Source organism: Natronolimnobius baerhuensis (genome assembly GCF_002177135.1).
In the GTDB taxonomy this organism is placed as follows: domain Archaea; phylum Halobacteriota; class Halobacteria; order Halobacteriales; family Natrialbaceae; genus Natronolimnobius; species Natronolimnobius baerhuensis.
The window spans coordinates 386,322-400,577 of the sequence record NZ_MWPH01000002.1 but is presented as its reverse complement, the minus strand read 5'-3'; the positions used below and the strand labels follow the sequence as shown (position 1 = coordinate 400,577).

Sequence of the window (14,256 nt, the reverse complement as noted above, 5' to 3'; positions counted from 1 at the left end):
CTCCCCAGGGTTCGGTATGACCGCCGCGACAGTCGACGAGTTGTTCACGCGCGAGCGTCGCGAGCGCTGGGGCGACCGAACGACCCTCGTCGATGCGACTGGCCGGGAGTACGACCACCACTGGCTCTGTACCACCGCGTGGAAAGCCGGGAACTTCTTGCGACATTCGGGGGTTCGAAACGGCGTGACCGTCGGCGTCGTCGGCACTGGCCCGCTTGCCTTGCTTGCGTTTTTTGGGGCGACATTGCTCGAGGCCCGGACTCGGTTCGACCCACCGACTGACCTAGCTGGCGATGACTCGTTTCGCGCGCTTGTCGCACCCGTCGAAGACCTCGAGTCGGGAACGTACGACCTCCCAGTGGGTGCACAGCGAATCGGCTACGGTGACAAGCCCGAGCAGCCGGACATCCACAACTTCAACGGCGGACTCTGGAGTGAGAACCCGTCGTTCCCGCCGGTGTCCATCGACCCTGAGACTGCGCTGGTTACCGATGGTCAACGAAGCGTGAGCCACTCCGAGGCGATTGCGGCGGCACAGCACGTGATCGACGACAACAGCCTCGAGCGTGGGGATCGCATCGTTGTTCGCACACCGCTCTCGGATTGTCGAACGGTCGTTGCGGGCGTTCTTGCGCCGTTGCTCGCCGAAGGAACGATTGTGTTGGGAGCTGACGATGCTGACGAACTCGGCAAGTACGCTGTGACGACGAGTGACGGTGACGTGGCGTCTGTTCCGGAAGCAGAGCACATCGTGCTCGAGGACATCTCACTAGCGTAGCCTCGTTCGTTTCGAGTCGGATGAGGCTCTCAAGTATCGGTACTATCCTTTATTTTGCCCGTTGTGGTGACTCGAGGCATGCCCGATGTTGCGATTGTCGGCGGTGGCCCTGCCGGGTTGAGTGCCGCACTGTTTACGGCGAAAAACGGCCTCGAGACGGCCGTCTTCGACACTGACGAGACGTGGATGCACAAGGCACATCTGTTCAACTATCCGGGGATTCGAAGCATCAGCGGCAGCGAGTACATGGAGTTGACGCGCGGGCAGGTCCGTGATCGCGGCGCAGAGATACATACTGGCGAGGCGGTAACTGGTATCGACAGGATCGCCGACGGTTTTCGGATCAAAACGGCTGATGCGACGTACAAGGTTTCGTACGCGATACTCGCGACTGGCGCGGACCGCTCGTTTGCCGAGGATCTCGGCTGTAAACTCGACGACAGAGACACGGTCGATGTCGATCTGGATATGGCAACGAGCGTCGACAACCTGTATGCGACCGGTGCCATGGTCCGCGCGGAGGAGTGGCAGGCCGTCATCGCTGCGGGGGATGGAGCCGCAGCCGCGCTCTCGATTCTCAGTACCGAACTGGGCGAGCACTACCACGACTTCGATACGCCCGGCGACGTGCCGTCGTTTCGTTCCGAGTAGCGCTGACTCGAGTCCGTGGTCCATCGCAGTCTGTCGCGGCCGGCTCCTTGTCACACTCTGCCGCGGCCCGTGCTTTATTGGCCTTTCAGGGCGTGTTCACGATGATGCACACTGGCGTCTGTTACTTTCCTGAACACTGGCCGCGTGAGCGCTGGGCGGACGATATCGAGCGAATGGCTGAGGCGGGTATCGAGTACGTCCGTATGGCCGAGTTCGCCTGGAATCGGATGGAACCCGAGCCCGGCGAGTACGACTTCGAGTGGCTCGAGGCGGCTGTCGACCTGATCGGCGAGCACGACATGCAGGCGGTGTTGTGTACGCCGACGGCGACGCCGCCGAAGTGGCTGCTCGATGAGTATCCCGAGATCCGACAGGAAGAGCCGGATGGAACGCCACTCGAGTTCGGCAGTCGGAGACACTACTGTTTCAACTCGGCCGTCTACTGGCGTGAGAGTCGCCGTATCATTGAGAACCTGGCCGATCACTTTGCGGGCCACGAGCACGTCGCTGGCTGGCAGACTGACAACGAGTACGGCTGTCACGAGACCGTTCGCTGTTACTGCGATGACTGCGCGTCGGCATTCCGAACGTGGCTTCGCGAGTACTACGACTCAATCGACGACCTCAACGAGGCGTGGGGCAATGCCTTCTGGAGCCAGGAGTACCGGAGCTTTTCCGAGGTCGATCTCCCAGGGCCGACGGCGGCGAATCACCACCCCTCGAGACTGCTCGATTACAATCGCTTCGCCAGCGACAGCGTCGTGGAGTACAACCGGCTGCACGTCGATCTCCTCCGCGAGGCCGACGATGATTGGTTCGTCACGCACAACTTCATGGGTGATTTCGACCCGCTCGATGCCTTCGACGTGAGCGAAGATCTCGATTTTGCCGCGTGGGACTCCTACCCGACGCTGCATACGCAGGATGCTCCCGATACGCCCGCGCCCGAGGAGATGGGCGACGACCTCCAGCGCGCCGGCGACCCGGACGTGACGGGGATGAACCACGCGCTCTATCGTGGCGCAAGTGACGGCCCGTTCTGGGTTATGGAGAACCAGGCCGGCGACATCCGGGCATTTCCCTACTCGGCGGAACCCGACGACGGGATGATTCGCCTCTGGACGCATCAGGCCGCCGCCCACGGAGCCGACGTGGTCTCGTACTTCCGCTGGCGGCGCTGCCAGTTCGGCCAGGAACAGTACTGGGGCGCGTTGAACAACTACGACGGCGCACCAGACCGCGGCCTCGAGGAAGCCACGGATACCGCCGCGGAGTTTGAGTCTCTCCCTGATCTCGACGCTCCAAGCGGCGACGTTGCGATACTCGTCGACTACGACAGTCTCTGGGCGACTCACGCCGAGGCCCACTCGCCCGACTTCGACTACTGGGCGCATCTGCGTGCGTACTATCGCGCACTCCGGCGACGCGGCGTGACCGTCGATCTCGTGTCGACGAGCGCCGACCTCGAGGCGTACGCTGCCCTCGTCGCGCCGTCGCTCCATCTCGTCGACGACGATCTTGCGGATCGACTGACGGCGTACGTCCAGGACGGCGGCGAACTCCTGTTGACGATCCGCTCGGCGATGAAAGACGAACACGACCATCTGCGCGACGAACTCGCGCCAGGGCCGCTCGCGGAGGCCCTCGGCGCACACGTCGCACAACACGAGAGCCTCTCGCCGGGCGTCGAGACGCAGGTGAGCTACGACGGCGAGTCCTACGCGTATCAGACGTGGGCCGAGTGGCTCGAGCCAGACGACGGGACAGTCATCGGTCGCCTCGAGTCAGGGCCCGGAACAGAAGAACCCGCCATCGTCCGCAACGCTGTGGGCGACGGCCACGTCGAATACGTTGGCGTCTGGCCGGAGGCGGACCTCGCGGACGCGATTTCGGTGGGTCTGCTCGAGCGCGCGGATGTCCCAGTCAGCGAACGCCTGCCCGGGCGCGTCCGCCTGACCGAACGCGACGGCTACACGTGGGTCACGAACTTCGGAACGGACGCCGTAACGGTCGACGCTGGCTCCGGCACGCTCGTCCTCGGCGACGAGACGGTTTCGGGTCGCGACCTTGCGGTTGTCGACGCGCCCGCCCACGAACTCGAGATCGACCTCGAAACTTAGTCCGCACGCCCCTTTTGGTGCGCAGGATCGTCCCGCGCTGTGTTCCGATTCAGACACGCTCGAGGCCACAGCGAGGGCTGTGTTCGTGTGTTCGACTCGAGACACTGTTGCCGCTATTAACCGATTTGATATAGCGATATTCAATGTATGATGTACGTTCGGAGGTGTACCAGTCGCTCGAGGAAATGCGAGTACAGACTCTATAGCCGTCGAAAACAGCGCGTTCGCGCGTTACAGACGTTCGGACCAGGACAGTGAGAACCGAGCGTGGTACTCCCGTGGGGTCCAGCCGCAGTCGACGCAGGTGAGCGGACCATCAGTATCGACGGTTGGGCCCGAACAGGTCGGGCAAGCCGATGTGGTCGTTCCGCCGTCGGTGACCAGCCGTTTCGACGTACTCGGCAGCGATGGGTGACAGTCCGCGCAACTGCGTTTCGTTCGTTGGTGTGTCATCGTTTCGGACCGCACGCGGTGTTCAAAGAGTTGGGGCACGTCATCGCCACACGTGGCACACTCGGCCATGGTATGTCATATATACACACGAGACCACATATAGTTTACTCGATTGCGTTCTCCGGGGATGCTCGAGGGCAAACCGACCACTGTTTCGCGAGTTCGACGGACACACGTTTCATGCGGCCCGTCTCAGGGAACGGAGTGTGTACTGCGGTTTTCAAATCGAATTCTCGGCGAACAAGTGTGATCGCCGCGAGTCGGTGCTTGCACCTGGCAACCCACAAATGCTTTTGGCCGGCATCACCTATAGTGGGCCATGTACGTGCGGGACGCGAAAAACAGAGAGGAGGTCTGGCTACTCGACCACATCGAGTCGATGGGGCTCGACGAGACGGCGTTCCGCTCGCGCGACTACGTCATTGCCGTCGACGAACTCTCAAACGAGAAGGCCGGCTTTGGCCGAATTCGAATTCACCGCGTCAGTGCCGACCGTGACGAGAGTGACGAACCCACGGAATACTGCGAACTGACCAGCATCGGCGTCCTCGAGGGTTGGCGCGGACAAGGCGTTGGTGCACACGTTATCGAACGACTCATCGAGTACGCCAGCGACGAGGGCTTTGACACCGTCTACACGCTGACCGGCGAGGGAAGCTATCTCGCACAGTTTGGGTTCCGCCGAATCGACGAATCGAATCTGCCCGACCCACTGCAAACACGCCTCGAGAGCAAGCGAGAGGGCGTCGACCCCGATGCGGTTCCATACGCACTCGAGGTCGACCGATTCCGGATGCCAGCCGCCCTCCGCGAAGCGTTCAAACGCGCACCCGAGGGAGACGACGAGGTGTCAACCGACGATGCCCCGGAGGATTTCGGCATCGATCCCGACTCGGCGACCTACAAGTACGACACCGGCGGATAGTCTGTACCTGGCGCTGGCCGTCAGCGGCCAGCACCTCGAGTCGCCATCCTTGCGCTGCATACTTTTCAATCCCGGCCCGCGTACGAAGTGATATGTTTGATGACGACGACCTCGAGGCGATCCGCGAGGGCCACGGGGAGTGGCACGAGGAGACGGTCGGCCCGACCCTCGAGCGCTTTGGCGAACGCCAGGAAACCTTTACCACTGATACGGGCGGCCAGGAGGTCGACCGTCTCTATACGCCCGACGATGTCGCAGATCTCGAGTACGAAGCCGACCTCGGCTATCCCGGCGAACCGCCGTACACGCGCGGCGTCTACTCGACGGGCTATCGCGGGCGGCTGTGGACGATGCGTCAGTACGCTGGCTTCTCGACGCCCGAAGACACCAACGAGCGCTATCACTACCTGCTCGAGGAGGGCCAGACCGGACTCTCGATGGCCTTCGACCTGCCGACGCAGATGGGCTACGACTCGGACGATCCGATGGCGGCGGGCGAGATCGGGAAAGCCGGCGTCGCAATCGACTCGCTTGCGGACATGGAGACCGTCTTCGAGGGCATTCCGCTGGATGAAGTCTCGACGTCGATGACGATCAACGCGCCCGCTGCCGTCTTACTCGCGATGTACATTGCGGTAGGCGACCAGCAAGGCGTCGACCGCGCGGAGTTGCGCGGAACGATCCAGAACGACCTCCTCAAAGAGTACATCGCGCGCAACACCTACATCTACCCGCCGGAGCCGTCGATGCGGATCATCACGGACATTTTCGACTTTTGTGCCTCTGAGACGCCGAAGTTCAACACCATCTCGATTTCGGGCTATCACATCCGCGAGGCCGGCTCGACGGCCGCACAGGAACTGGCCTTTACCCTGGGTAACGGGATCGAATACGTCGAGGCTGCCATCGACGCCGGACTCGATGTCGACGAGTTCGCCCCGCAGTTGTCGTTTTTCTTCAACGGACACAACAACATCTTCGAGGAGGTTGCGAAGTTTCGCGCCGCCCGCCGGATGTGGCACGACATCATGGACGAGCGCTTCGACCCGGCGAACCCGAAGTCCAAACAGCTCAAGTTCCACACCCAGACCGCGGGCTCGATGCTCACCGCACAGCAAATCGAGAACAACGTGGTCCGGGTCGCCTACCAGGCGCTCGCCGCCGTTCTCGGCGGAACGCAGAGTCTGCACACGAACGGCAAGGACGAAGCCCTCGCACTGCCGACCGAAGAGTCCGTCCGCACCGCCTTGCGGACTCAGCAGATTCTCGCTCACGAGTCCGGCGCGGCAGACACCATCGACCCGCTCGCGGGCAGCTACTACGTCGAATCGCTGACTGACGAGGTCGAGGAAGAGGCCTACGAGATTCTCGAGGCCGTCGACGACCGCGGCGGGATGCTCGAGGCGGTCGAACAGCAGTGGGTCCAGCGCCAGATTCAGGACACGGCCTTCGACCGCCAGCGAGAGATCGACGAACGCGAGCGCATCATCGTCGGCGTCAACGAGTTCGAAGTCGACGAAGACCCCGAAATGGACGTCGAGGAAGTCACCGACGAGGACCAGCAACGTCAGATTGACCGCCTCGAGTCGGTCAGGGACGACCGCGATGACGAGGCGGTCGACGCGACGCTCGAGGCGCTGCGCGAGGCGGCACAAGGGGACGACAATCTGTTGCCGTACATCGTCGATGCGGTGAAGGCGTACGCGACGGTTGGTGAGATCTGTAACGTCCTGCGCGACGAGTTCGGCGAGTATCAGCCCGGCGCGGTCTGAACCCGGCTTCGATCAGCGCGCGGCTGTCGACCGCGAACAATGTGACTCTCTCGAGAGCGAAACTGCCGCCCGGATGTTCAAGCCCCGCGGGGCCGTGTCTCAGCGCATGGAACTCGGTCCGGACGATCCGACGGCGACCGTTACGGCCGGCGGTGCGGAGATTCCCGCCCTTGGCTTCGGAACCGCACGAATGACCGGCGACGAGTGTCGGCGCGCGGTCGAAACCGCACTCGAGGTCGGCTATCGCCACATCGATACCGCGCAGATGTACGACAACGAGGCGGCAGTCGGCGAGGCCATCGCTGCGAGCGATGTCGACCGCGATGACGTCTTCGTCGTCACCAAGGTCCATCCCGACAACGCCGCCGTCGACGACGTGCTCGAGTCGACTCGCGAGAGCCTCGAGCGCCTCGGGCTGGCAACCGTGGACCTGCTCCTGTTACACGCACCGAGCGAGGAGGCACCGCTCGAGGAGACGCTCGCGGCGATGAACGACCTGCAGACCGACGGCGCGGTCGACCACATCGGCGTCAGCAACTTCTCGGCGAGCCAACTCGCGGACGCGACCGACCACTCGGAGACACCCATCGTCGCGAATCAGGTGAAGTATCACCCGTATTATCACCAGGACGACTTGCTCGAGTTCTGTGCCGAGCACGATATTTGCCTGACGGCCTACAGTCCGCTCGCAGAGGGTGCGGTGCCGGGTGACGACCGACTCGCCGAGATCGGCGATACACACGGCAAGTCCGCGGCGCAGGTCGCGCTGCGCTGGCTGATCCAGCAACCGCCCGTCGCGGCGATTCCCAAGGCCTCGAGTCGAGCACATATCGAGACCAATGCGGACGTGTTCGACTTCGAACTCTCCGACGACGAGATGGAGGCGGTAACTGCGGTCGGCGACGGCGTCTGGAACCAGCTCGCTGCGAAGTTGGGGCTTCGCTGACGGCGGGCTCGAGGGTGGCTCGCGTACAGACTGGTGACGCACTCGAGGTCAACTGGTTGGAGGGACGACCTCGAGCATCGGTCGTCCCAGATCGTCATCTCGATTTCTTCGTCGGAAACTCATCGTATATTTTAACACATGATACCCATATAGAGCACCCATGCTATCGAACGCGAACGGAACGAAAATCGGCTTCTTCGGTCGGCTCAAAACCGGCTGGACGTTGACCAAAGACAGTATCAGTGTGATTCGACACCATCCCCGACTCCTGGTCCTTCCGGCACTCGCAGGTGCCTCGAGCCTGCTCTTTTTCGCGCTCTTCTTTGGCCCGCTGTTGATCGCCGACGCGCTCGGCAGCGGCCTCGAGTACGCCGTCCTCTTCGTCCTGTATCTAGTGACGACGTTCGTCAGTACGTACTGTTCGGCTGCGCTGGTCTACGGGACGAACGAGGCGTTTCACGGGCGCGAACCGGCGGTGCGAAAGTGTCTCAGCGCAGTCAGTGACCGGCTCGGTCCAATCATGGTCTGGTCGGTGATCGCTGCGACCGTCAGCGTGATCCTCAAGAGTCTCGAGGGATCGGACAACCCCGTCGCCTCGCTGCTCGGGGCGTTGTTCGCCGTCGGCTGGTCGATTATGACCTTCTTCATCGTGCCGGTGATCGTCTTCGAAGACGTCTCTATCAAGTCGATGTTCACGCGCAGTGGCTCGACATTTAAGGAGACGTGGGGCGAGACGCTGGGTGCCGGCTTCGGCATCACGCTGATTACGGCGCTCATCGGGTTCGTGTTCGTCGGTGGCGCACTTGCGATTTCGCTCGCCGTCGCCTCCGTCGTCCCCGCACCGGGATTCGTCCTCGCGGTCGTCCTCGTCGGCGGTGCACTCGCGTTCACCTACGTCCTCGGCCAGACGATCTGGGGCGTCGCAAAGACCGCACTGTACGTCTACGCCGTCGAAGGCACCGCTCCCTCCGAGTTCGACAACTTCGACTTCGAGACGCTCGGCGGCCGCACCGAACAGTCGGCGTCGACCGGCTCTCGAGAACTTTCGCCTCGAGCGGACTAACTGCAACTGTTTGCCGAGGGCCGACTCGCCCAGCGATTTTTGAAGGCCGTCCGCGAACGGACAGTATGAACACGCATTTCGATCACGCCGGTGTCGCGACCGACGACGCGGCCGAACTCGCCGATCTGTACGCAGACCTCTTCGGCCTCGAGATCGCCCACGAAGAGGAGTTCGACGGCATGCGCGTCGTCTTTGTAGACTGCGGAAACGGCTACTTCGAACTGCTCGAGCCACTCGAGGACGGGACAATTGCGCAGTATCTCGACTCACACGGTGCGGGGATTCACCACCTCGCGCTCGCGACTGGTGATCTCGAGGGCGCGCTCGAGCGTGCGCGCGCGAGTGATGTTCGATTAATCGACGAGGAGCCACGTCCCGGTGCGTGGGGACACACGGTGGCCTTTCTCCACCCGGCGGATACGGGCGGCGTGTTGCTCGAGTTCGTCGAGTACTGACCGCGCTACTGGGACGTCGAATCGTCTGGGCCGTCGGGACTCCCTTCCTCGATGTTGATACGATGCGGTTCGGGCGGGTCGTCAGGCTCACGTTGTTGCTCGCTGTTTCCCCCGCCGACTGGCAGTTTCGTCCGCAGATCGGCCGCGAACGATTGGACCTGATCGACGAGCGTCGCGACTTCCTCTTCGAACTGCTCGACGGAGCGCTCGACGTAGTGCACTCGCTGGGCGGGGACGCGACGGACGATATCGTGGCCCTCCTCGTCCTCGTCGGTCTTGATTATCCAGTGGTCCTGAAAGTAGGCGATGTGTTCGTTCGGGACTGTCTTTCTGACCGTCCCTTCGTCCGGTTCGTCGTAGACAATCGTTGCCTGGCCGATATCACGCTCGAGTTCGAGGTCGTCATCCACCATGTGGTGATGTACAACGCGTGCGAGCGTAGGTACTGTGCTTGCAAGTATCACGCGGAGACAGGCAAACAACCGAGCAGATTAGCCGAAGTTCTCGATGTGTGCACCGTCGGCGTCGCCGCCAGCGTCCTCAATTGTCTCGGCGACGGTCGTCACGAACGCATCGAAGCCGAACGCGTACACCTGTCCTGCCTCGAGATGCGTCTCGATTGCGTCGGTAAGTGCCTCGCGGTCGTCGCCCGCGACGAGTTCGACCGGGACATCATCGTCCGCGAGGGCCTCGAGTCGCTCGCGGTGAGCGGGCGCGTCGTCCTGATAGATCACGACGGCGTCGTGACCGGCGTCGTGGGCGGCTTCGGCGATGGCGATTGCGGGACCGACGCCCGGTCCGCCTGCGATAGCGACGACGTCGCCGTCTTCGTCGCCGTCGTAGGTAATCGTCCCGAACGGGCCGTCGATATGGACGGTTTCGCCGCCCTCGAGGTCGGCGAGCCACGGCGAGAGGTCGCCCTCGGGGTCGACACCGACGGTGATCTCGAAGGTGTCCGCGACGGACGGCGAGGAGAGCGTATAGTGGCGCTCGACGACGTCGTCATCGTCCGGGTCATCGACTGCGCCCTCGCCGGGAACCGCGCGCAGCAAGACGAACTGTCCCGGTGCGGCGTCGAACTCAGCTGGCGTCTCGAGGTCGAGTGCGACGGTTTCTGGGCCGACATCGCGTACCGATACAACAGTGACTGGCGTTCCGTCCATGGCTTCGGATTCGGCTGCTGTGCGAAAAGGCGTTCCGTTCCGGTTGTTGGAAACGCGGGTGCCGTATGTCCACACACGGGGATCGATGGCACAACGCAGGTGACCTGGTAGGGGTTTCAGAAGCCTTTTCATTTACTGGGGGCAAGGTCCGGCATAACATGGCTGAGGACCTCAACTGGGCGGTCGGAGGCGAAGCCGGAGACGGCATCGACTCGACCGGAAAAATCTTCGCACAGGCGCTCTCGCGTGCCGGCCGACACGTGTTCACGTCGAAAGACTTCGCGTCGCGAATCCGCGGCGGTTACACTGCCTACAAGATTCGAACATCTGTCGATGATATTCAAAGTGTTGTCGACCGACTCGACATTCTCGTTGCGCTGACGCAGCGAACAATCGACGAGAATCTGGATGAACTCCACGAGGGTAGTGCCGTCATCTACGACGGTGAGCGCTCGTGGGAAGCCGAAATCCCCGACGAGATCACCGCCGTCGACGTACCACTGAAATCGCTCGCCGAAGACGCCGGCGGCGCAATCATGCGCAACGTCGTCGCACTCGGTGCGGCGTGTGAAATCGCCAACTTCGATGTCGAGTACCTCGACGAATCCCTCGAGAAACGCTTCGGCGGCAAAGGCTCGAAAATCGTCGAGAACAACAAGGAAGCCGCTCGACTCGGCCAGGAATACGTCCAGGAGAACTACGATCTGGACCACCTCGGCTACAGTCTCGAGACGACGGACAACGATTACGTCCTCTTGAACGGCAACGAAGCGATTGGCATGGGTGCCATCGCCGCTGGCTGTCGCTTCTACGCCGGCTACCCGATCACGCCCGCAACCTCCATCATGGAGTATCTGACGGGCCGAATCGAAGAGTACGGCGGGCACGTCGTGCAGGCAGAAGACGAACTCTCGGCGATCAACATGGCGCTTGGTGGTGCACGCGCTGGCGCGCGCTCGATGACCGCAACCTCCGGTGCTGGGATTGACCTCATGACCGAGACGTTCGGCCTCGTTGCAACCAGCGAGACACCGCTTGTCATCACTGACGTCCAGCGTTCCGGTCCATCGACCGGGATGCCGACGAAACAGGAACAGGGCGATCTCAACATGGCGCTGTACGGTGGCCACGGTGAGGTGCCACGCTTCGTCGTCGCGCCGACGACGATCACCGAGTGCTTCTGGAAGACCATCGAGGCGTTCAACCTCGCCGAAAAGTACCAGACGCCGGTGTTCCTGATCTCCGATCTGGCAATGTCCGTCACCGAACAGACGTTCCCACCGGAAGCGTTCGACATGGACGACGTCGAGATCGACCGCGGCAAACTCGTCGACGACGACACCGTCGACCAGTGGCTCGACTCGCAGGGTCGGTTCCGCGCACACGCTGCCACCGAAGACGGCGTCAGCCCCCGTGCCATCCCCGGCACAACCGACGGCGCACACATGTCCACCGGCTTAGAGCACGACGAACTCGGTCGCCGAACCGAAGAAACCGACGTGCGCGTCCAGCAGGTCGACAAACGAAATCGAAAGGTCGAGACCGCCAAAGAAGAAGAAGGCTGGGAGTACCGTGAGTTCGGGAACCCTGACTCCGAGAACCTCATCCTCTCGTGGGGATCGAACGAAGGTGCACTCGTCGAAGCCCTCGAGTATCTCGAGGAAGACGATGTTGATCTGCGCGTGATTTCGGTGCCGTACATCTTCCCGCGTCCGGATCTGACCGACGAGATCGAGGCGGCCGAGGAAGTCATCGTTGTCGAGTGTAACGCAACGGGACAGTTCGCGGATCTGATCGAACACGACGCCCTTACCCGCGTCAAACGCATCAACAAGTACACCGGTATCCGCTTCAAGGCGGACGAACTCGCCGAACAGATCACCGAAAAACTCTCCGCAGAGGTGCCAGCATAATGAGCTCCGACGTTCGATTCACAGACTTCAAATCCGACAAGCAGCCAACGTGGTGTCCCGGTTGCGGTGACTTCGGGACGATGAACGGTATGATGAAAGCCCTCGCCGAAACCGGAAACGACCCGGACAACACGTTCGTGGTCGCTGGAATTGGTTGTTCCGGCAAGATCGGGACCTACATGCACAGCTACGCCCTTCACGGGGTCCACGGCCGTGCGCTTCCGGTCGGACAGGGTGTCAAGATGTCCCGCCCCGACATCGAAGTGATGGTCGCCGGCGGTGACGGTGACGGCTACTCAATCGGTGCCGGTCACTTCGTCCACGCCGTCCGCCGAAACGTCGACATGTCCTACGTCGTCATGGACAACCGCATTTACGGACTGACGAAAGGGCAGGCCTCGCCAACGTCGCGGTCTGACTTCGAAACCTCGACGACCCCAGAAGGACCAAAACAGCCGCCGGTGAACCCACTCGCACTCGCACTCGCCTCCGGCGCGTCCTTTATCGCCCAGTCGTTCGCTTCCGACGCCCTGCGCCACCAGGAGATCGTCCAGGAAGCCATCGAACACGACGGCTTCGGCTTCGTCAACGTCTTCAGCCCGTGTGTCACGTTCAACGACGTCGACACCTACGACTACTTCCGCGACAACCTCGTCGACCTGCAGGAAGACGAAGACCACGACCCGACCGATTACGAGGCAGCCAAGGAAGTCATCCTCGACAGCGACAAGGAGTATCAAGGTGTGATGTATCAGGACGACGAGTCCGTGCCGTACCACGAACAACACGGCGTCACCGAGAACATGTCCGAGATTCCAGACGGTGCGCCTGAGGACGCGATGGACCTCGTCCGCGAGTTCTACTAACCTACCGACCGCCTTTCGGTTGCAGTGTTGTTTTTGTTTGCAGTTTTCACTGATAGCGTCGAGGTACTCCGCTCTCACTCGAGGTCGGTCGACCGGGGACCCGTCTCGAGGCAAGCGTGACTGTCTTACTCCGCGTCGTCCGTGAGTTCAGCGCCAGTATCGAACGTGTACGTCGCAATTTCTGTCGACTCACAGACTGGGCAATGATCTAAGTCTTCGTCAAAGTCAGTTCCGCAGTGACGGCACTCGTAGATGATCGTCGCGTTCGGGTCCGCCTCACGCTCGTCGTCATCCCCCTGCAGGAACTCGGGAAGATATTTACTGAGTGACATGGATGCCAATTACTGCTGTCGCGTCCGCAGGTCTGGCTCTCTGTCAGGGCCGTGAAAGCCCTGAACGGTCGGCCCGTCGGTCTCGTTCGGTGCAAACACGGTCACGATATCGTGGGCGTGAATTTCTGTATCGCCGTGTGGTGTGATCACGTCGTCGTCGCGCTCGATTGCAATCACCAGCGTCCGATCATCGAGCAGTCCCTCCGCCGCTGCCTCCTCGAGTGTACAGTCGGCGATTGGGGCGTCCTCGTGGACGTTCACTTCGACGACTTCCGCGCCGCCGGTGAGGCTGATGTGATCGGTCAACTGCTCTCGAGGCTGCCCATCGGCGGGTCCGTAGGGCGTATACGGGAAATCGTGTTCGGTCTGTAAGAGGAACTCGTCTTCGATTTCGACGTCCAGTTTCGCGAGGTCGCGCCCAATGCGGCGTAGATCACTCGTATCGGTTCCGACTGTAAGGACGTGTAAGTTTATGCGACCGCCCATTAACTCTCTGACGTTGATCACGCCGGGGATGGTGCCGATCCGTCTGGCAACACCCTCGATTTCGTCAAACGAGACGTGACAGAGAAAGAGGTTCATCAGCGAGCCATCGGCGTGTTCGAAATCGACAGTCGCGTGATAGCCCTCGATAATCCCGTGTTCCTCGAGTTGTGCGATTCGATTGCGGACCGTCGCGCCGGAGACGCTTACCTGCTCAGCGATAGTCGGTGCCGACGTATTGCGCGCGTCGGCCATCAACGCGTAGATGATCCGACGGTCAATCTCGTCGAGTCGATAGCTGCTGCCGGTCCCGTCTCCCATAGATACCTGTGCGTC

At 61.8% G+C, this 14,256-nt stretch carries 14 protein-coding genes; 10 read left to right on the top strand and 4 right to left on the bottom strand.

Going from position 1 to position 14,256, the window contains the following annotated elements:
- The first annotated feature begins 16 nt into the window (after window positions 1-16).
- From B2G88_RS08320 to mce, 8 genes are all read left to right on the top strand, one after another.
- Window positions 17-778 carry a hypothetical protein gene (locus B2G88_RS08320; protein ID WP_087714505.1) on the top strand — a complete coding sequence of 254 codons (762 nt, stop codon included), beginning with the start codon at window positions 17-19 and terminating at the stop codon, window positions 776-778.
- Window positions 779-856: 78 nt separating this feature from the next.
- Entirely contained in the window at window positions 857-1,429 is a 573-nt protein-coding gene (locus tag B2G88_RS08315; protein WP_054863348.1) for an NAD(P)/FAD-dependent oxidoreductase, read from the top strand.
- Window positions 1,430-1,533: 104 nt separating this feature from the next.
- The gene (locus B2G88_RS08310; RefSeq protein ID WP_087714504.1) at window positions 1,534-3,549 is read left to right on the top strand and encodes a beta-galactosidase; all 2,016 of its coding nucleotides are present in this window, start codon (window positions 1,534-1,536) and stop codon (window positions 3,547-3,549) included.
- A gap of 772 nt (window positions 3,550-4,321) precedes the next feature.
- Complete coding sequence (locus B2G88_RS08300) at window positions 4,322-4,927, top strand: GNAT family N-acetyltransferase (protein ID WP_087714503.1); 606 nt, start codon at window positions 4,322-4,324, stop codon at window positions 4,925-4,927.
- A gap of 92 nt (window positions 4,928-5,019) precedes the next feature.
- Window positions 5,020-6,699, top strand: a complete 1,680-nt coding sequence (locus tag B2G88_RS08295) for an acyl-CoA mutase large subunit family protein (protein WP_087714502.1) — start codon at window positions 5,020-5,022, stop codon at window positions 6,697-6,699.
- Between the two features lie 106 nt (window positions 6,700-6,805).
- Entirely contained in the window at window positions 6,806-7,645 is an 840-nt protein-coding gene (locus B2G88_RS08290; protein ID WP_054863346.1) for an aldo/keto reductase, read from the top strand.
- A 160-nt stretch (window positions 7,646-7,805) separates the two neighbouring features.
- The gene (locus tag B2G88_RS08285; protein ID WP_054863345.1) at window positions 7,806-8,708 is read left to right on the top strand and encodes a DUF6159 family protein; all 903 of its coding nucleotides are present in this window, start codon (window positions 7,806-7,808) and stop codon (window positions 8,706-8,708) included.
- Window positions 8,709-8,773: 65 nt separating this feature from the next.
- On the top strand, window positions 8,774-9,163 hold the full coding sequence (gene mce / locus B2G88_RS08280) for a methylmalonyl-CoA epimerase (RefSeq protein WP_054863344.1): 390 nt from the start codon (window positions 8,774-8,776) through the stop codon (window positions 9,161-9,163).
- Window positions 9,164-9,168: 5 nt separating this feature from the next.
- Here the strand turns inward: mce and B2G88_RS08275 are convergent, their stop codons facing one another.
- Entirely contained in the window at window positions 9,169-9,576 is a 408-nt protein-coding gene (locus B2G88_RS08275; protein ID WP_054863343.1) for a hypothetical protein, read from the bottom strand.
- Between the two features lie 78 nt (window positions 9,577-9,654).
- Window positions 9,655-10,326, bottom strand: a complete 672-nt coding sequence (locus tag B2G88_RS08270) for an FAD-dependent oxidoreductase (protein WP_054863342.1) — start codon at window positions 10,324-10,326, stop codon at window positions 9,655-9,657.
- Window positions 10,327-10,484: 158 nt separating this feature from the next.
- Here B2G88_RS08270 and B2G88_RS08265 point away from each other — a divergent pair, with 158 nt between their 5' ends.
- Both B2G88_RS08265 and B2G88_RS08260 read left to right on the top strand, forming a co-directional pair.
- A complete protein-coding gene (locus tag B2G88_RS08265) occupies window positions 10,485-12,239 on the top strand; it encodes a 2-oxoacid:acceptor oxidoreductase subunit alpha (RefSeq protein WP_087714501.1) in 1,755 nt (584 codons plus the stop codon).
- The gene (locus B2G88_RS08260) at window positions 12,239-13,105 is read left to right on the top strand and encodes a 2-oxoacid:ferredoxin oxidoreductase subunit beta (protein ID WP_054863341.1); all 867 of its coding nucleotides are present in this window, start codon (window positions 12,239-12,241) and stop codon (window positions 13,103-13,105) included. Before B2G88_RS08265 ends, B2G88_RS08260 begins: the two co-directional genes overlap by 1 nt.
- A 125-nt stretch (window positions 13,106-13,230) precedes the next feature.
- On the opposite strand, the gene B2G88_RS08255 is transcribed toward B2G88_RS08260, so the two are convergent.
- Both B2G88_RS08255 and B2G88_RS08250 read right to left on the bottom strand, forming a co-directional pair.
- Window positions 13,231-13,437 carry an FmdB family zinc ribbon protein gene (locus tag B2G88_RS08255; RefSeq protein WP_054863340.1) on the bottom strand — a complete coding sequence of 69 codons (207 nt, stop codon included), beginning with the start codon at window positions 13,435-13,437 and terminating at the stop codon, window positions 13,231-13,233.
- A 9-nt stretch (window positions 13,438-13,446) separates the two neighbouring features.
- Window positions 13,447-14,241, bottom strand: coding sequence for an Lrp/AsnC family transcriptional regulator (locus B2G88_RS08250; protein WP_087714500.1), 795 nt, complete (start codon window positions 14,239-14,241; stop codon window positions 13,447-13,449).
- Window positions 14,242-14,256: the final 15 nt, after the last annotated feature.

Excerpts from the sequence above, each read along its gene's own strand:
- B2G88_RS08320 (WP_087714505.1), top strand. The coding sequence starts at position 17 with ATGACCGCCGCGACAGTCGACGAGTTGTTCACGCGCGAGCGTCGCGAG.
- B2G88_RS08315 (WP_054863348.1), top strand. The coding sequence starts at position 857 with ATGCCCGATGTTGCGATTGTCGGCGGTGGCCCTGCCGGGTTGAGTGCC.
- B2G88_RS08310 (WP_087714504.1), top strand. The coding sequence starts at position 1,534 with ATGCACACTGGCGTCTGTTACTTTCCTGAACACTGGCCGCGTGAGCGC.
- B2G88_RS08300 (WP_087714503.1), top strand. The coding sequence starts at position 4,322 with ATGTACGTGCGGGACGCGAAAAACAGAGAGGAGGTCTGGCTACTCGAC.
- B2G88_RS08295 (WP_087714502.1), top strand. The coding sequence starts at position 5,020 with ATGTTTGATGACGACGACCTCGAGGCGATCCGCGAGGGCCACGGGGAG.
- B2G88_RS08290 (WP_054863346.1), top strand. The coding sequence starts at position 6,806 with ATGGAACTCGGTCCGGACGATCCGACGGCGACCGTTACGGCCGGCGGT.
- B2G88_RS08285 (WP_054863345.1), top strand. The coding sequence starts at position 7,806 with ATGCTATCGAACGCGAACGGAACGAAAATCGGCTTCTTCGGTCGGCTC.
- mce (WP_054863344.1), top strand. The coding sequence starts at position 8,774 with ATGAACACGCATTTCGATCACGCCGGTGTCGCGACCGACGACGCGGCC.
- B2G88_RS08275 (WP_054863343.1), bottom strand. The coding sequence starts at position 9,576 with ATGGTGGATGACGACCTCGAACTCGAGCGTGATATCGGCCAGGCAACG.
- B2G88_RS08270 (WP_054863342.1), bottom strand. The coding sequence starts at position 10,326 with ATGGACGGAACGCCAGTCACTGTTGTATCGGTACGCGATGTCGGCCCA.
- B2G88_RS08265 (WP_087714501.1), top strand. The coding sequence starts at position 10,485 with ATGGCTGAGGACCTCAACTGGGCGGTCGGAGGCGAAGCCGGAGACGGC.
- B2G88_RS08260 (WP_054863341.1), top strand. The coding sequence starts at position 12,239 with ATGAGCTCCGACGTTCGATTCACAGACTTCAAATCCGACAAGCAGCCA.
- B2G88_RS08255 (WP_054863340.1), bottom strand. The coding sequence starts at position 13,437 with ATGTCACTCAGTAAATATCTTCCCGAGTTCCTGCAGGGGGATGACGAC.
- B2G88_RS08250 (WP_087714500.1), bottom strand. The coding sequence starts at position 14,241 with ATGGGAGACGGGACCGGCAGCAGCTATCGACTCGACGAGATTGACCGT.